Source organism: Sporosarcina sp. CAU 1771, from assembly GCF_054482775.1.
Map to the genome: position 1 here is coordinate 1 of NZ_JBTLRN010000014.1, position 17,831 is coordinate 17,831.

The following is a 17,831-nucleotide window of genomic DNA, read 5'->3' on the forward strand; positions in this document are numbered from 1 at the left end:
GATTTTAGATCGTTTACTTCACCGCGTTGAGGTCGTTAATTTAAATGATGATAGTTACCGTATGAAACATCGTGTCAGTATGTTTGAAAGCGAAAGTGTTCAAAGTTAATTAGCATAAAGTGTCCAATTCTACTTGACGGTTACAGCTCTCGAGATGGAGATTTTGAAGATGGCTATGGATTCGAGCATTGGTCTAGCTTTGGAAATCAACTTATAAAGCCTTATTTACCAACGGCGAGCAACATATCGGCCAATGTTTCTTTTGATAAACCTCTTCCGAAAGATCGTGATGTTCTTCAGCATTTACAACACACTTGTTGGACGGTCCATATAGATGTACCTTATGGTCTGACAGAAAGGAATATGGATATTGAATTGAATAAGCTTCTTGTATCAATACAAGGGATGGATAATGACAATATATGCTTCGAATATGTATTGGTAGGATATATGGGTGATTACGTTGAATTACAGAAGGAAGATTTGAAGCAGATTCAAAAAGAGAAGGTCTTGAAAATAACTGATTATAATGTCTGGAAGCATTAAATTTAAGGAATTTGACTGGACACATTTATTCATGTTTTAGGTATTCAAATAATTGGTGCTTAAATCGTTCAATTAATACATTTGTCGAACCGTTAAGAATTTAAGTTTGAAGGAATACTAATTGGAATATATATTATCCGTTTCTCTTGCGATCATGGTCCATTTGTTCTTTATGTAGTAATTTCAAAAGCGGCTAGGGATGGAATTAATCAATCTTTAGTTGGTCAAGGCGTCTTAGAAAGACCCAAATAGAGAAGATAGAAAAGCAACCTTATCTAATGATTTGGATAACGACTAATAATATAACTTTATATTAAACGGTGCGATAACTATCTTTTAAGTATAGTGGTTACAGCTAAAACGATATACTGATAATTAAATATTTAAGGTGGGATTAGAGATCTGAAAATTATTGCGAAAAATATGAACCTATACTAGTACCTATGTTAATTGTTCGTTTAATCCTTGTACTATTTTAACTGACTATTTCTAGATTCTACTATTAATAAAAAACATACCAAAATATAAATAAAGGAATGAGACTATGGAAGTGTCAATGAATTTAGACCAAGCAACTTTTCATGTAGAAAAAACTAAACTATTGAGCCTAAATGAAGTAAACTTCAGGATTAAACCTAAAATTAAAGAACAAAAAAGATTGTTTAGAACATCATTATATAAATTATTAATTGACGTAGAAGTAAATAATCAAGTGTATGAATTTGTAGGTTATGATCTCAATCACGAGTTGATTGCACAGCTAGAAAAAGACCCTTCCAGATTTCTAGTCGGAGCAGAACCACCATTTTTATGTGGAACAAACTGGCCAGATAGTGCAATATCTGAAGTCGTAGAGGCAAACAATGTACCTTTGGATTCCTTGATCGTAACAGATGGAAAAAATGTAATCGCTACAATTTATAAGAATGAGATACCTATATTGATTAACTGGTTTGAAAATTTAATCAACTAAACTTAAAAGAAGAAAATAGTGGATTTGATAAAGGTATTTAAGCGATATTGATGAAAGCGTTTTACAAGAATACGATCGGGCTATTTTGTTGAAAATGCGAGGTGACACGATGAGTAATGATGATTTTACTTTATCAAATATCTTTAGTAAGTTTATCGAAGACGAAATAATGGACATAGAAACATTTAAACTTATATTCAATTTTGTTGCATTAGATAACTTTCGCCAAGGTGAGTATGAAGGCAATATGTTTGTTATTAGAAAGATAAATACGAATCATATACAGTTAGAAGATGAAGTAGCGACAAAGAACACTTCCATTCCGGTTGTATATGCATACAGAAAAGAGAAGTTTTTATCGCTTTTACAATCATATCAGCCAAGATCGTAAACTCTTCAATCGGGGATGATTATGCACAACAACTTTTGGTAGGCACTTAGTTGATTGGAGTGCAAGATGGCTACTCCGGAAGGATCAGCGTAAAGAAGAAACAACAATTGGTTGGTCCACCGTCCGCCCTCGAGAACATGTTAGGGAAAGATTGAATTATATCTTTCCGCATTTAGGGTTTGGAACGAAAATCAACAATATCGTTGTTTATAAATGAAAAAAGGGTGACGTGGAAACACATCACCCCAACGAACCGTTTAATTTTTTGTACCACGCAATTGAACGGAGTAATTAAAATGTGGCAGTCCTTTTGCTTTAGTTCGTATCAAAGTATTCAAGAAGTCCATTATAGATTCCAAGTGTTGCTTGGTCTCTGAACATGTCCGTCGTCATTGTACGTTCTTCTGATGGATTTGATAAAAATCCAAGTTCAACAAGGATTGCATTTTGACGATTTTCACGAAGGACAAGATAATCTCCAGGTTGTGCTCCGCGGTTCCGAAGCGCGATTGACTTAGATAGTCCCTTATTGATTGCTTCCGCCAATTTTTGTTGACGCTCATGCGTATAGTACGTTGTAAATCCGGAAACCGAAGAACTTGTATTTGCATCATAATGGACGCTTACAAATGCATCCGCTTCATGTTGATGGCTGACTGATACCCGTTTGCGTAAGGATACATAGCTGTCTGACTCGCGGGTAAAAACAACATTTGCGCCAGCTGCTTTTAATTTTGAGGCGAGTCGTTCAGACGTTAGTAATGTAATGTCTTTTTCGTCAGTTCCTCGAACACCTGTCGTTCCACGATCGTTCCCGCCATGGCCAGGATCAATAACAATTGTAAGGCCGTTTAACGTTCCTGGAACACGTGCACTTTTTTTCGACTCTTTTGTTTGTGGTGCTTTTTTAACACCATCTGACGAAACTACCCATTTAGCGACAAATGCTGACTTTCCTTCCGAAAGCAAAACTTCGTACCAATCTCCATCCTCTGCAAGAATCGAAAATTGTTCTCCAGCATTTGCTCTAGTAACAACTGTCGAATTCGTAGTTGCAGCCTCTCGAAGGTTCGTTCCGTTTGAGAGAACTGTGGCAAAATTGCTTTTTGAAGAAGTAATTTTGGAAACCTGTTGTTCAGATGAAATTTTCCCGTGGAAAGAATAAACCCATCCTTCTTTTCCTTTATCTAAAAGGATGTGTACCCAATTTCCATCAATTGCTTTAATTTCAAAAGCTTCATTTTTATGAATAAGTCCAATTTGCTTTGAAGATAAATCAGCTGCTTTTCTTACATTCAGCGCATCAACGGCTACGGTGAAAACATCTGCTTTCGTGCTTGTTTCTTGGTGTGAAGTTTGTATTGTTTTTTCATTTACTTCATTAATATAGTCGGTATGGACCCATCCAATTGTGGAGTTAAAAGTAATTTGTGCCCAGTTTCCGTCTTTCCCATTCATTACGGCATTATCGCCAGCATTCATTTTTCCAAGAATTTCGGAATTGACTGAAGGACCAGACCTAATGTTTAAACTGTCTACTCGTGAAAGAATAGTAGTGGATGAAGTGCCTGTTTCATCTTCAGGGCTTGTTAACCATGCTGCAATCCAACCGGTTTCATTTCCCATAGCGACTTGAATCCAATCACCAGATTTAGCGAGGGGATGAATGCGTTCACCTCTTTTGAGGGAACCGATGACTGCATATGTAAGCCCAGGACCCGATCGAACATTTAGAGTCTTTGCATCGACTGTAACGGATTGGTTATTTGCAAATGAAGTTGTTGTAATGGAAACTGTCGAAAAGATAAGTATAAGAACGATGGCCCATGTTGTCAGTTTTTGCAAAATATCAGCCTCCTCAATTCCATTGTAGAAGATATTGGGATAAAAAACTACAATAATCGCAAAAAGGTTGACACTTCTTTGTACAATCACTAAGATTATGAGTAACGAACAATAAACATTTGAACCTTGGACGTGGAAAGTAGATGTGCATAGAAATCCGAATAGAGAGGGGAGGACGTGGCTGAAATCCACCCCGCGGATTGGGACATTGAAGAACACCACAGAGGTTTCATGCTGAACATTTTTACTAGGCGTGAACGGTACCAGCCGTTATCTTGGATACGAGTGGGCGCTATTTGCGTCAATTAGGGTGGAACCGCGGAAGCTTAAAGGCTCTCGTCCCTTGCCAAGGCAAGGGATGGGGGTCTTTTTTTGTGGACTTTTAGATGTGAATTAATTTTAATTCACATCTTTTACAAATAGAAAGGAGAATACCAATGATTTTTAAAGTGCCAAGAGGAACTCAAGATATTTTGCCGTCAGAAACTTGGAAGTGGCAACAAGCGGAAAAGATAATAAATGAATTGTGTGAGACATTCCGGTACAAAGAAATAAGAACACCGATGTTTGAGCAAACGGAACTTTTTCAACGTCTCGTTGGAGAAACGACCGATGTAGTTCAAAAAGAAATGTACACGTTTATGGACAAGGGCAATCGTTCAATGACACTTCGCCCTGAAGGAACTGCTGCTGTCGTTCGTTCGTTTGTAGAACATAAAATGTTCGGCTATCCAGATCAGCCCGTTAAACTTTTTTATACAGGTCCAATGTTTCGCTATGAGCGTCAGCAAGCAGGTCGATACCGACAGTTTGTTCAATTCGGGGCGGAAGCAATAGGCAGTGCAGACCCTGCAATTGATGCGGAAGTGATTTCACTAGCTATGGCGGTATATAAGGGTGCGGGTCTTACGGATTTTAAACTCGTCATAAATTCACTTGGAGATACGGAATGTAGAGCTGCGCATAAAGATGCCCTTGTAGAACACTTCAGTCCTCATATCGAAGAATTTTGTTCGGATTGTAAATCCAGACTCGAGAAAAATCCACTTCGTATTCTCGATTGTAAAGTAGATAGCGGGCATCCGTTAATTGAATCCGCGCCGTCTTTGGCAGATTACTTAAATGAGTCTTCTGCATCCTATTTTGAACAAGTAAAAACGTATTTGGATGATTTAGGAATTGCTTACGAAGTGGACGCGAATCTAGTACGTGGGCTCGATTATTATAATCATACTGCTTTTGAAATTATGAGCACGGCTAAAGGATTTGGTGCTATCACAACACTCTGTGGCGGAGGCAGATACAATGGACTTGCTGAAGAAATTGGTGGTCCTTCTGCACCTGGAATCGGGTTTGCGATGAGTATTGAGCGACTTCTTTTAGCTATGAACGCTGAAGGGAAGTCATTTGAGGAGGAGCCAGGCCTTGATGTATACGTTGTTACGATGGGTGACGAAGCTAAGCATACAGGCTTCAAAATTCTAAACAACTTAAGAACTGCTGGTATTCGGACGGATATGGATTATATGGACCGGAAGATGAAAGCTCAAATGAAGTCAGCAGACCGTCTGAATGCTAAAGTGGTCGTTGTCCTTGGGGAAAATGAAGTAGCGGGAAATACGGCAATGGTTAAAAATATGGCAGATGGAACACAGGAAGAAATCGCATCAGAAGAACTAATCGAAAAAATTTCAAGCATCGTGAAACGATAAAGGAAGGTAGATGAAGAATGATGACGCGCACACATTATTGCGGTAAATTATCAGAACAACAAGTAGGAACTACAGTTACACTAAAAGGTTGGGTTCAAGTTAGAAGAGATCTCGGGGGACTTATTTTTATCGATTTAAGAGATCGTACAGGTATCGTTCAAACGGTATTTAACCCATCCATGTCCCAAGAAGCTCTTGCGATAGCTGAAAGCGTCAGAAACGAATTCGTCTTATCTATTACCGGAAAAGTAATTGAGCGGGCAGATGCTCAAAAAAATCCAAACATTGAAACGGGCTCAATTGAAGTTCAAGTTGACGAAGTATCGATTATTAATAAATCAAAGACGCCTCCATTCATGATTGAAGACGAAACAGATGTTAATGAGGAACTTCGTTTGAAATACAGATACCTTGATTTACGTCGTCCGAAACTTGCACGCATATTTAAAATGCGTTCGGATATTACTAAGACCGTTCGTAACTTTCTAGATGATGAAGGTTTCTTAGAAGTTGAAACACCGATTTTGACAAAGTCTACTCCAGAAGGCGCACGTGATTACCTCGTCCCAAGCCGTGTGCATGAAGGTGAGTTTTATGCTTTGCCTCAATCACCTCAGTTATTCAAACAGATGCTAATGGTTTCTGGATTTGATCGTTACTACCAAATTGCTCGTTGCTTCCGTGATGAAGATCTTCGTGCAGATCGTCAACCTGAGTTCACACAAATTGATATGGAAATGAGTTTCATGTCAATGGAAGAAATTATCGCGTTAAACGAAAATCTAATGCACAAAATAATGAAAGACGTGAAAGGCGTTGAACTTGAACTTCCTTTTAAACGCATTCCCTATGATGAAGCAATGGCACGTTTCGGTTCTGATAAGCCAGACACAAGATTTGGCATGGAACTAATCGATGTTTCCGAAGTTGTTAAAGATGCACCGTTTAAAGTCTTCAGTGGAACGGTTGAATCGGGCGGTCAAGTAAAATTAATTAACGTGAAAAATGCAGCAGATGGATTTACAAGAAAAGATATCGATGAGGGACTTGGAGAATTTGCTTCACGTTACGGCGCAAAAGGACTTGCATGGTTGAAAGTAACTGAAGAAGGTCTAACAGGACCTATCGGACGCTTTTTTGAAGGCGAATTAGCAGCCTCGTTACAAGACGCAGCTGGTGCAGAAGCAGGGGACCTACTGTTGTTCGTAGCCGACAAAAAGAACGTAGTTGCAGACGCTTTAGGTGCATTACGCGTTAAGTTAGCTCATGAGCGTGGCTTGATTGATGAGACGAAATTTAATTTCCTATGGGTTACTGAATGGCCACTATTTGAATACAATGAGGATGATGGTCGTTATTACGCAGCGCATCATCCATTTACAATGCCGGATAGCGTTGAAGAGTTGGACACGAATATCGATAAAGTCAAAGCACAAGCCTATGATTTGGTTCTCAATGGCTATGAACTAGGTGGCGGATCTCTTCGTATATATGAGCGTGAAGTTCAAGAAAAAATGTTTAAGGCGCTTGGATTTACAGAAGAAGAAGCGAGAGAGCAGTTTGGATTCCTTCTTGACGCATTCGAATATGGTACGCCTCCACATGGCGGAATTGCATTTGGACTTGACCGAATCGTAATGCTTCTTTCAGGATCTACGAATTTAAGGGACACAATTGCATTCCCTAAAACAACAAGTGCGAGTTGCTTACTTACATCAGCTCCAGACGTTGTAGATTCAAAACAGCTTGCGGAGTTAGGCGTCCACGTTACAGTGAAGAATCACTAAGTAATTCAATTTATACCAAGTTTTTCACCAAATTTGAAAAATATAATCATTGTACTCGCTTACTATCTGTGGTAATCTATTAGTAATACGAATCCTGAAGTGTTCGTTATTTGACAATCATTTTGACCGAACATTTATATCGTCGGGAGTCTGCATTGCGATTTGGATGTCACGCCTGTCATGGGACTTCAAAAGAATTGCATAGGACACCCACCTGCTGTGAGCGGGTTCAAAACGATACTACAAAGACGGCACATTTGGGATTCGTCTTTGATTAAAATCAATCCTCTCTTGCGCAACTGCTTGAGAGGTTTTTTATATCTTAAATATGGATTTGTAGAGAAGAAGGGCGGAATGTACGTGTTACACCAATTTTCAAGAAATGAACTTGCCATCGGACAAGAGGGCGTTGAACGTATGCGAAATACAACTGTTGCGATTCTAGGTGTTGGAGGCGTTGGTTCATTTGCAGCTGAAGCTTGTGCAAGAAGTGGAGTTGGTCGAATTATTCTTGTCGATAAAGACGACATTGATGTAACGAACATTAACAGGCAACTCGTAGCTTATTTATCCACAGTTGGGCGCTCAAAAACAGAGGTTATGCAAGAGCGAATCGCAGATATCAATAAAGAGTGCGAGGTAATCTCACTACATATGTTTTATACAGATGAAACAGCTGAAGAATTTTTTAGCTATCAACCAGATTATGTGATTGATGCTTCGGATACGATCAGTTATAAGTTGCATCTTATACAAGAATGTCTTGCACGGAATGTAAAAATCATTTCAAGTATGGGTGCCGCAAACAAAATGGATCCTACTCGTTTCCAAATTGCAGATATATCTAAAACGCACACGGACCCAGTGGCGAAAGTTATTCGTGTTCGATTACGTAAAGCTGGAATTACAAAAGGTGTTCCCGTTGTGTTTTCAGATGAAAGTCCAATTGTAATTCGAGAAGATGTTGTTGGAGTCGTCGGGAAGCCTGATGCATCTATTCGCAAGGCTGAAATGCCGCCTGCTTCGAATGCGTTTGTACCGTCTGTTGCAGGACTAATATGTGCTAGTTGGGTCATGAATGATATCGTTGCAGACATTCCAATTCAACGAGTGAAAGACAAAGTGTGAGACCAAGTGGTCGTGTGGATGTGGATCTATGCGACTGCTTTTTTACTGAACGCATATTTGTATTATGCAATTTAATTATGCCGAAATGCCATTCCAATTCAATCGTGCAATTTAAAAGTCCAAGTTGCAATCACAGCCACGGGAAAGGAAATTAGTATGAATAAAAAAGCCTTTTTATTAGCATTATTTACCGTCGTTATTTGGGGTTCTGGTTTTGCGGCAATACGCGCAGGTCTTTTAGGTGGATATACACCTGGACACTTAGTACTTGTCCGCTTTTTAATCGCATCTAGTGTCTTTATTATTTATGCGGCTTGGCCTGGAACGCGTTTCAAACTTCCAAAAAAAGAAGATATACTAAAGATATGTCTTCTAGGATGGGTCGGAATCAGTGTCTATCATTTTGGGATTACATTTGGGGAAGAAACTGTTTCTGCGGGAACAGCAGGAATGCTCATCGGATCCGCACCGATTTTTACTGCGCTAATTGCCGTTGTTTTATTGAAAGAACGTTTAAGTGCTTTTGCATGGTTGGGGATGTTGGTCGGTATTATCGGTATTCTTCTAATTACAATTGGATCAGAAGGAGCATCTTTTGCAATTTCAAAAGGAGCATTATTGATTTTAATGGCTGCAATTGCAACCTCAATTTTCTTTGTATTCCAAAAACCATTACTCGCGCGTTATAATGCGATTGAGTTGACCGCCTACTTCACTTGGGCAGGCACACTTCCCTTTTTTATCTACTTTCCTGGCCTTTTAGATGGGATTCAGGGCGCGACACTAGAAGCGAACATTTCGGCAATTTACTTAGGCATATTTCCGGCTGCCATTGCTTACGTCACTTGGGCGATAGCCTTATCAATTGGAAATACGGGATCGGTTGCAAGTATGATGTATGCCGAGCCGGTCGTCGCTGTTATTGTTGCGTGGTTTTGGTTGAAAGAGTTCCCTAGTGCATTATCAATTGTAGGTGGCCTCATTGCGATTTCAAGTATTGTAATTGTAAATTGGGTTGGGAAAAAACGACTCCCGAAATTAGAGCGAAATGTTGTATAGGTGTCCATAATTATAAAAAAGCAATCCCGTAGGTCATTGACGACCTTTGGGATTGCTTTTATTTTTCCTCACACACTTCTTGCTAACGCTTGTGGCCTGAAGTGGACTTGACCTTTTTCCATATATAAAATACGGGTGGCTAATTTTTCGGCTTCGCTGCGACTATGGGTGACAAGAATGATTGGGATTTCCCATAACTTATGTAGTCGAAGTAGTTCATCGTGACTTCGATCCCGGGTCGCGTCGTCCAAAGCGGAAAAAGGTTCATCCAAAAGTAAAAGGTCGGGTTCAGTAGCTAATGCCCGTGCGATGGCTACTCGCTGTTTTTCTCCACCAGAAATCTCGTTTGGGTATTGGTCGGCCAAGTGATCGATATGTAATTCGTTCATCAATTGCTTTGCAAAGGATTCTGTTTTCATGCCGTATGCGATATTTTTCCAAACGGTTAAGTGAGGAAAGAGGGCATAGTCTTGAAAAAGATAGCCAATTTTCCGATGTTGGATCGGGATATTGACTTGTTTCCCTTGAAACAATAAATGATTATTCAGCTGAATGATCCCATCAGTAGCTTTTGTCAGACCTGCGATGCAATTAAGTATCGTTGTTTTTCCAGATCCCGAAGGTCCGAAAAGCACAATAATTTCATTTGAATCAACCGTGAATTCCGCATTTAATTCAAAATGCGCCAGTTTTTTTTGAATAGTTACAGAGAGCATAAGCAACCTCTTTTCTACTAGTAATAATGAGTTCGTCCCTAGCGACTCGTGGGAATACCAGGGCATTTTTTCTTTTCTTAACGTTTTTCCGAGTAGCGCATCATGTTTCGTTTGCTCCACCAGTTCAACCACAGGATGGCACTGAACCCAAGTGCGATAATAATGATAACCCAAAATGTTGCCATTTCCATATTGCCGGATTCAACGGCAAAGTAGATGGCCAGAGGAATTGTATCCGTTACGTTTGGAATATAACCGGCTAGCATAAGAGTTGCCCCGAATTCGCCAAGTGCACGAGCAAACGATAAGACTAAGCCAGCTAATAACCCTGGCCATGCAAGCGGAAAGGAAATCGTCCAAAAAACTTTCCATTTGGAGGCGCCCATTGTATAGGCTGCATTTTCGATGTTGGGTTCATAATGTTGAAATGCTGCGGCGGCACTTTGATACATTAGTGGAAATGAAACGACAACCGCAGCGATAATGACGGCATACCAAGAGAAAATAACTTGAAAATCGAATGCATTCATTAAAAGTTGTCCTAGAAACCCATTTTTACCAAATAAATATAATAAACCGAAGCCGACAACAGTTGGCGGAAGTACAAGTGGCAATAAAAAAATTGCTTCAACGATACTTTTCCCCGGGAATGAGTTACGAGCAATCAGTCGTGCAAGGAGCACGCCAAGGATAAATACGATAATGGTGGCGATTGTTGCAGTTTTAAGGGACAGCCATAATGGAGAAAAATTCATATCAGTCACTGGAAATCACCTCAAATTACTTTCTGAATCCATAGTTCTCTAAAATTTTTTGTGCCTGTTCGGATGCCATAAAAACCAAAAATTTAGTCGCTTCTTTTTCCTGTTTTGTATCCACAAGGACTGCACCCGGGTAAATCACTGGATCATGCGTGCCGTCTTCAGCGGTTGCAAGAATTTGAATTTTATTAGAAGAAAGTGCATCACTTTCATAGACGAATCCGATATCGACATTTCCTGTTTCAACATAAGTCAGTACTTGTCGTACATCTTTTGCAAGGACAAGTTTATCTTCCAATTCCTCCCACTTACTTAACTTTTTCAAGACTTGTTCAGCATATGTCCCAGCAGGCACACTCTCTGGATTACCAATTGCAATTTGCGCAATATCTTCAGCGGAGATATCCTTAACAGAAGAATAGGTAATGCCTGAGGATAGTCCAGTAATAAGTACAAGTTTATTGCCAGTGACATCTTGACGGGTAGCCGTAATAATCAGTTCTTCATCTTCAAGAGTGTCCATCCACTTTTGATTGGCAGAGATGAACACATCGACTGGTGCGCCTTGTTGAATTTGTTGCGCTAAACTACCGGATCCCTGAAGATTATAAGTTAATTCAACAGCATGATCTTTTTCATACAGCTCTTTTATATCTTTAAGTGCATCTGTTAAACTTACCGCAGCGGAAACCATTATCTCAACTTTTTCTTCTTTTTTACCGGTACATCCAATTAACGATAGCGATAAAGCGAGTAAGATTGAAAAGAAGTATAGCTTTTTCATAAGATAATCCACCTTTTATTATAGTTAGTTATATCTAAACATAACTAGATATAACTAACTATAATTCACATTTCTTTCGAAGTAAATGATAAAATAGAATTATCCAAAAGTATTTAGGGAATGTCGAGGTGTAAACGTGTTAAACAATGAGTCGTATACGACGGAGGAAATTGCTAATTTATTAAAAGTATCCAAGTTAACGGTGTATGATTTGATTAAAAAAGGTGAACTTCAAGCATATCGTGTCGGCAGACAAATGCGCGTGGATGCGAGTGAATTAGAGAATTACAAAGTTCGAGGGCAGGAAGTAAAAACGAATCTGCTGCCAAGGAACAACGACGCGCATAATGAACTTCCTTCCACTCGCTCTATTGTTATTAGTGGGCAAGATAGCAGTTTGGATATTTTAGCGAGGCAGCTTGAAATGAGAACAGATGAATTTCGACCGCTTAGATCCTATGTTGGAAGTTTGGATAGCTTAATTTCGATGTATAAGGGCAAAGCAGATATTGTAAGTACCCATTTATTCGATGGAGACACAAAAGAATATAATGTTTCTTATGTCCGTAAGTTGCTGGTGAGCAAATCTTTTCTAGTAGTGAGATTTATTCGCAGGCAAGCTGGATTGTACGTTGCGAAAGGAAATCCGAGAAAAATAGTGGGTTGGGCAGATTTAGCAAACCCAACAGTGACGATTGTGAATCGGGAATCGGGTGCGGGCGCACGTGTGCTATTGGATGAACAACTTCGTCTTCACGACATTTCCAAGAATCAAGTAAATGGATATGCAAATGAGCATACCAGCCATTTGGCAATCGCTTCGGTCGTCGCAAGTGGCGGGGCAGATGCTGGAATTGGTATAGAACAAGTGGCAAAAGCAGCGAACATCGACTTCATTCCTTTAATTAAAGAAAGTTACGATTTGGTTATGTTGAAAAATGACCAGAACGAAGATTTGATTGCGACCGTGTTAGCGGTTTTAAAGGATGCGAATTTTAAAGAGAAACTACAATCCCTTGGTTATGAGATTGAAGGAATTGGTGATGTTATTTGGCAGCAGTAGGCAATGCAAATCAAAGGGTGACCCAAAAAGTTGGTGAAAAACCAATCCAGGGTCACCTTTTATTTATATTCGTCGATTTATAAATCGTAAAGAAACGATAAAATCGGATGTGCAGTTCGTTTGCTTTGCTACATTGAAGACTATTGATTGTGAAAGATGACACCGAAATTAAAAGGATCGAGTTGCAAGTATAATCGACAAAAAACTCCGCACCCGATTTCACTAGGGTGCGGAGTTCGTTTATTACTTCTTCCGAAACTCTTTCATTCTTTCATAGATTGCAGCCAATTTCACTTCTTCACCTGCAAAAACAGGTTTGTAAAACTCGGTTCCTTCTACTTTGTCCGGTAAATATTGTTGGTCCACCCAGCCTCCGAACGAGCCGAGCGGTGAATCATGAGGGTACTTATATCCAACGTGACCGAGTGATGTTGCACCTGCGTAGTGCGTATCACGGAGGTGCATTGGAATGTCACCCGTTTTACCAGCGTTAATGGCATGAACGGCTGCATCGACAGCTGAATAAGCTGAATTTGATTTCGATGCGAGGCACATCTCAATCACGGCATTCGCAAGTGGGATGCGTGCTTCAGGCATTCCTAATCGAACCGCAGCCTCCGTAGCTGCAAGAACATGAGGTCCGACTTCTGGAGAAGCAAGTCCCACATCTTCATAGGCCATTACCAATAATCTTCTTGACACTGCGACAAGATCTCCTGTTTCCAAGAGGTGGGCAAGGTAGTAAATCGAAGCATTGACATCGCTACCCCGAACTGATTTTTGTAAAGCAGATAATAAGTTGTAAAAATGCGTCCCTTTTTTATCGCCAAACAGCCCAACTCGCCCTATTAAATTGTCGATTAACCAGTCTTCAACAATGGTCTTGTCATCAACTTCATCACTTGCATTTACGACAGATTCAAGTACGTTAAGTGCTTTTCTCGCATCCCCATTAACGCCTTCAGCAATTCTAGTTAATTGTTCCTCGCTTATATCGATATCCATTTTGCCAAGGCCACGTACGTCATCTTGAAGTGCTCTATGTAATAGTTCAATCAAATCTTCGGGTTCTAGACGTTTTAGCTGTTTAATTTCACCGCATCTTGAACGGATTGCGGGGTTGACATCGTGGTACGGATTTTCAGTTGTTGCGCCAATGAGTACAATCGCTCCATTTTCAACGTGGGGAAGTAATGTATCTTGTTGAAGTTTATTAAAACGATGGATCTCATCAAGGAATAACAGAACTTTTCCTGTAATTCTCGATTCTGCGACAACGTCCTCAACGTCTTTTTTCCCAGAAACAGTGGCATTCAAAGCAATGAAATGTAGATTGCTAGTTCCTGCAATTGCATGCGCTAACGATGTTTTTCCGATGCCAGGTTCTCCGTATAACAACATGGAGGGAACATGGCCTTTTTTTATTAGCCGATAAAGAGCCGTGTCTTTTCCGATGATCTCTTTCTGACCAGCAATTTCATCAATTGTTGTTGGGCGCATTCGGTACGCCAATGGTTCATTTCTCAACGTATTCCTCCTCGTACATCCGTTCCTCTAGTATACATGTTGTTTGGATTGAATGTATAGTTGATTGTTTGCGATTTACCACAGTTAATAAACAATTTAAACTTTTCATTGTATTCTTGCAGGAAAGGATGTAAGATACTCCTTACTAATGTTCGTTAGGTGGTGCGTGATGAGAAAGAAAGAAATTAAAGAAGTAGCGTTAAGAATGTTTGCAATGAAAGGCTATGAGGAAACCTCTCTTTCTATGATTGCAAATGAAGTTGGAATAAAAACTCCTTCTATCTATGCGTTTTATAAAAACAAGGAAAGCATATTTTTAACAGCCTTACACGATGTTTTACACGATCATTTTGAGCATATTAAAAATTCAGCAGACAGTCTTTCAGATGTAGGTGCAGAAGAGAAGCTGTTTAAGATTCTTCAAGAAATGTATGCGTATCATTTAAGAGAGAAAGAGAAAACAACATTTTTCCTACGATTTATGTTGTTTTCACCAGAAGGATTGAAGGACCAAATCCATGAAGAGTTTATTAAGTCAGATAAATTTTTGGAAGGGATTCTTCGGGAAATTTTTATCGATGCGATGGACAAAGACGAAATCAAAAGTGATTCGATTGATAGTTTAGTATCCAGTTTTTTGTGTTTGATGGACGGCCTGTTTATACAGCTATTTTATTATCAAAGTAACATTGATGAATTAGAACTCCGATTGAAAACAAATTGGAAAATTTATTGGAATAGTATTCGAAATCAATACGCAACTACATAAATCGTAAAAGGGAGAGTTTTCAATGAGGTACTTAGGAATTGAAGAAATTGAAAATATTGCAACAGGCGCAGCTGTTTTAGGTACAGGAGGCGGTGGAGATCCTTATATAGGGAAAATGATGGCCATCGAAGCAATTAAGAAATATGGAAAAGTAAAACTAATAACGATGGATGAGCTAAAAGATGATGACTTAGTTGTTCCAGTATCCTCCATAGGTGCGCCTACTGTAGGTATTGAAAAAATTGCTTCAGAGCATGAACTGACTGCTGCTTTAGAAATGCTTGAAAAGATATTGGGGAGGAAAGCAGATGCACTTATGCCTATTGAGGTAGGTGGTGTAAATTCACTAATTCCTATTGCTGCAGCTGCTAAAAAAGGAATTCCAGTGTTGGATGCAGATGCAATGGGTCGTGCTTTCCCAGAAGCTCAAATGGTTACTTATCACTTAGATGGACATTCACCTGGAGCAGTAACTATGGGAGATGCACAAGGAAATACCGTACTGATGTATCCAGTGGATGGTGAATGGTCTGAACGTCTTGCTAGGTCTATAACGGTTCAAATGGGTGGAAGTGCAAAGATGTGTGATTATGCTTTAGAGGGAAAGTATGTAAAACAAAGTGCGATTCCAGATACGTTAAGCTTAGCCGAGTCTGTTGGGCTAATCATCCGTGAATCGAATTCTAAAGGGTTTAATCCAGTGAAGGAAATGCTGGAAAAACTTGAAGGCTATGAATTGTTTGAAGCAAAAGCGATTGACATTCGAAGAAGAATTCAAGATGGATTCACAAAAGGTGAGGCCCTATTTGAAGGAATTAAAGAGGACAAGGAAAACCTATTTAGGCTTTATTTTCAAAATGAACATTTACTCGCAATTGATGAAAAGACGAGAAAGCCACTAGCTATGACGCCGGATTTAATAGCGGTATTGGATTTAGAAACTGGAGAGCCAATTACTACAGAAGGATTGAAGTACGGAGATAGAGTGATTGTAGTCGCATTTCCTTGCAATGAAAAGTGGAGAACTAAAAAAGGAATTGAAACGGTAGGACCAGGTTACTTTGGGTATCCATATGAGTATCAAATTGTTGAAGAACTTGTGAAGGAAAGAGAGGTTTGACGCAAATGAATTATCGCATTGGTATTGATGTAGGCGGAACAAATACGGACTCCGTTCTTTTAGATGATCAGCTTAATTGTATTAGTAAAGTTAAGGTTGCTACAACGAAAGATGTAAGTACGGGCATACTCAACTCCGTTCAAAAGTTAATGAAAGAAAGTCAAGTAAATCCGAAGTGGATTACACATGCAATGCTAGGAACAACGCATTGTACAAATGCAATCGTCGAACGTAAAAACTTATCGAAAGTCGGAGTTATACGAATTGGTGCACCTGCGACAACTTCAATTCCGCCTTTAGCTGGATGGCCAGAAGATATTATAGAGGTAATTGGAAATCATACACATATCGTAGCAGGTGGATTTGAATATGATGGTAGGGAAATATCAAAGATAAATGAAGACGAAATCCATGAAGTTTGTGAAATATTGAAAGGAAAAGTGGATTCCATTGCGATTGTTGGAGTTTTTTCTCCTGTCAATCAAGCACATGAAGAAAAAGTTGCCTCAATTGTAAAAAGCGTACTAGGGGACAATGTTTATATTTCATTATCGAACAAAATTGGAAGCATTGGATTATTGGAAAGAGAAAACGCGACGATTATGAATGCAGCTTTGAAAGAAACTGTGCGTAGTGTAGCGAGTGAATTTAGGAGTACGTTGGAAAGTGAAGGCATCGATGCTCAAATTTACTTTGGTCAAAATGATGGAACGCTTATGACGAACGCTTATGCGCTTGAATATCCAATTTTGACGATTGCTAGTGGACCGACGAATTCAATTCGAGGAGCCGGACATTTGTCAGGATTGGAAGATGCTTTAGTTGTAGATATAGGTGGGACGACCTCTGATGTTGGGGTGCTAGTTAACGGGTTCCCTAGAAAATCTTCAATGGCGGTTGATATCGGAAAGATTCGAACCAATTTTAGAATGCCAGACTTATCTTCTTTTGGACTCGGGGGAGGAACAATAATTCGTGAAAAATTGGGCGAGCTGACGATTGGTCCGGATAGTGTTGGATACCAATTAACTGAAAAAGGGATCATATTTGGCGGGGATACATTAACGGCTACCGATGTCGCAGTCAAACTTGGAAGGTATCATTTTGATGATGCAAAAACGGAATCTATTGATTTGGAGTTGGCAAAAAAAGCTGAACGCCAAATGATGGAAATGATTGAAGAGTCAATTGATCGTATGAAAACGAGTCAAGGTGATGTACCTGTCATTCTAGTAGGTGGTGGAAGCATCCTGATTTCAAGTAAATTAAAAGGCGTCTCCGAAGTGCACCGTCCGGACCATTTTGAAGTTGCAAATGCGATTGGCGCAGCACTTGGAGAAATAAGTGGTGAAACCGATAAGATTTATACATTAGAGACAATGTCTTATGAAGAAATTATCGCAGATGCTAAGCAATGTGCAATCGATGATGCAGTAAATGCGGGAGCAGCTCCTGAAACGGTTAAAATTATTCATTTAGAAGATGTACCACTTGCATATTTACCTGGAAATTCGATTCACGTGAAAGTTAAAGCTGCAGGGACTCTGGGCCAGAACAATTCGTAATACAGAAAGAGATATTCAGAGCCATAAGTTAAGTGATTGTTACAACTTAACTTATGGCAAGAAGTCACCTGAAGAATCAAAGAAA

Annotated in this window: 17 protein-coding genes, 1 other RNA gene and 1 other annotated feature; of the genes, 13 read left to right on the forward strand and 5 right to left on the reverse strand. The window is 39.5% G+C overall.

Annotation, left to right across the window (positions count from 1 at the left end):
* The 4 genes from ACXYMX_RS10470 to ACXYMX_RS10485 form a co-directional block, all read left to right on the forward strand.
* A partial coding sequence (locus ACXYMX_RS10470) for an ATP-binding protein (protein WP_459043586.1) occupies positions 1–109 on the forward strand: 109 nt, incomplete at its 5' end.
* A 254-nt stretch (positions 110–363) separates the two neighbouring features.
* Positions 364–546 carry a hypothetical protein gene (locus ACXYMX_RS10475; RefSeq protein WP_459044180.1) on the forward strand — a complete coding sequence of 61 codons (183 nt, stop codon included), beginning with the start codon at positions 364–366 and terminating at the stop codon, positions 544–546.
* A gap of 544 nt (positions 547–1,090) precedes the next feature.
* The gene (locus ACXYMX_RS10480) at positions 1,091–1,519 is read left to right on the forward strand and encodes a hypothetical protein (protein ID WP_459044181.1); all 429 of its coding nucleotides are present in this window, start codon (positions 1,091–1,093) and stop codon (positions 1,517–1,519) included.
* A gap of 88 nt (positions 1,520–1,607) precedes the next feature.
* Positions 1,608–1,910 carry a hypothetical protein gene (locus ACXYMX_RS10485; RefSeq protein ID WP_459044182.1) on the forward strand — a complete coding sequence of 101 codons (303 nt, stop codon included), beginning with the start codon at positions 1,608–1,610 and terminating at the stop codon, positions 1,908–1,910.
* A 315-nt stretch (positions 1,911–2,225) separates the two neighbouring features.
* Here ACXYMX_RS10485 and ACXYMX_RS10490 read toward each other — a convergent pair whose 3' ends face one another.
* Entirely contained in the window at positions 2,226–3,755 is a 1,530-nt protein-coding gene (locus ACXYMX_RS10490) for an SH3 domain-containing protein (protein ID WP_459044183.1), read from the reverse strand.
* A 118-nt stretch (positions 3,756–3,873) separates the two neighbouring features.
* Positions 3,874–4,102, forward strand: a binding site (T-box leader).
* Between the two features lie 90 nt (positions 4,103–4,192).
* Between ACXYMX_RS10490 and hisS the strand changes: the two genes are divergently transcribed.
* The 5 genes from hisS (at position 4,193) to ACXYMX_RS10515 (ending at position 9,441) form a co-directional block, all read left to right on the forward strand.
* Positions 4,193–5,467 carry a histidine--tRNA ligase gene (hisS, locus tag ACXYMX_RS10495; RefSeq protein WP_459044184.1) on the forward strand — a complete coding sequence of 425 codons (1,275 nt, stop codon included), beginning with the start codon at positions 4,193–4,195 and terminating at the stop codon, positions 5,465–5,467.
* 17 nt (positions 5,468–5,484) lie between these two features.
* Positions 5,485–7,254: an aspartate--tRNA ligase gene (gene aspS, locus ACXYMX_RS10500; RefSeq protein WP_459044185.1), complete on the forward strand. Its 1,770-nt coding sequence runs from the start codon at positions 5,485–5,487 to the stop codon at positions 7,252–7,254.
* A gap of 88 nt (positions 7,255–7,342) precedes the next feature.
* Positions 7,343–7,522: non-coding RNA, 6S RNA (ssrS, locus tag ACXYMX_RS10505), on the forward strand.
* A 92-nt stretch (positions 7,523–7,614) separates the two neighbouring features.
* Positions 7,615–8,382: a tRNA threonylcarbamoyladenosine dehydratase gene (locus ACXYMX_RS10510; protein WP_459044246.1), complete on the forward strand. Its 768-nt coding sequence runs from the start codon at positions 7,615–7,617 to the stop codon at positions 8,380–8,382.
* A gap of 156 nt (positions 8,383–8,538) precedes the next feature.
* Entirely contained in the window at positions 8,539–9,441 is a 903-nt protein-coding gene (locus ACXYMX_RS10515; protein ID WP_459044186.1) for a DMT family transporter, read from the forward strand.
* Between the two features lie 68 nt (positions 9,442–9,509).
* On the opposite strand, the gene ACXYMX_RS10520 is transcribed toward ACXYMX_RS10515, so the two are convergent.
* The 3 genes from ACXYMX_RS10520 to modA form a co-directional block, all read right to left on the reverse strand.
* A complete protein-coding gene (locus tag ACXYMX_RS10520) occupies positions 9,510–10,157 on the reverse strand; it encodes an ATP-binding cassette domain-containing protein (protein WP_459044247.1) in 648 nt (215 codons plus the stop codon).
* Between the two features lie 77 nt (positions 10,158–10,234).
* Positions 10,235–10,912, reverse strand: a complete 678-nt coding sequence (modB, locus tag ACXYMX_RS10525; protein WP_459044248.1) for a molybdate ABC transporter permease subunit — start codon at positions 10,910–10,912, stop codon at positions 10,235–10,237.
* A gap of 25 nt (positions 10,913–10,937) precedes the next feature.
* Positions 10,938–11,702, reverse strand: a complete 765-nt coding sequence (modA, locus tag ACXYMX_RS10530) for a molybdate ABC transporter substrate-binding protein (RefSeq protein WP_459044187.1) — start codon at positions 11,700–11,702, stop codon at positions 10,938–10,940.
* Positions 11,703–11,838: 136 nt separating this feature from the next.
* On the opposite strand from modA, the gene ACXYMX_RS10535 reads away from it, so the two are divergent.
* On the forward strand, positions 11,839–12,765 hold the full coding sequence (locus ACXYMX_RS10535; RefSeq protein WP_459044188.1) for a substrate-binding domain-containing protein: 927 nt from the start codon (positions 11,839–11,841) through the stop codon (positions 12,763–12,765).
* A 243-nt stretch (positions 12,766–13,008) separates the two neighbouring features.
* Here the strand turns inward: ACXYMX_RS10535 and ACXYMX_RS10540 are convergent, their stop codons facing one another.
* Positions 13,009–14,292, reverse strand: coding sequence for a replication-associated recombination protein A (locus ACXYMX_RS10540; RefSeq protein WP_459044189.1), 1,284 nt, complete (start codon positions 14,290–14,292; stop codon positions 13,009–13,011).
* A gap of 169 nt (positions 14,293–14,461) precedes the next feature.
* On the opposite strand from ACXYMX_RS10540, the gene ACXYMX_RS10545 reads away from it, so the two are divergent.
* Genes ACXYMX_RS10545 through ACXYMX_RS10555 form a run of 3 tightly spaced genes read left to right on the forward strand, consistent with a single transcriptional unit; the run spans position 14,462 to position 17,746 of the window.
* A complete protein-coding gene (locus tag ACXYMX_RS10545) occupies positions 14,462–15,061 on the forward strand; it encodes a TetR/AcrR family transcriptional regulator (protein WP_459044190.1) in 600 nt (199 codons plus the stop codon).
* 22 nt (positions 15,062–15,083) lie between these two features.
* Positions 15,084–16,181, forward strand: a complete 1,098-nt coding sequence (locus ACXYMX_RS10550; protein WP_459044191.1) for a DUF917 domain-containing protein — start codon at positions 15,084–15,086, stop codon at positions 16,179–16,181.
* A gap of 5 nt (positions 16,182–16,186) precedes the next feature.
* Positions 16,187–17,746, forward strand: coding sequence for a hydantoinase/oxoprolinase N-terminal domain-containing protein (locus tag ACXYMX_RS10555; protein WP_459044192.1), 1,560 nt, complete (start codon positions 16,187–16,189; stop codon positions 17,744–17,746).
* Positions 17,747–17,831 lie beyond the last annotated feature (85 nt).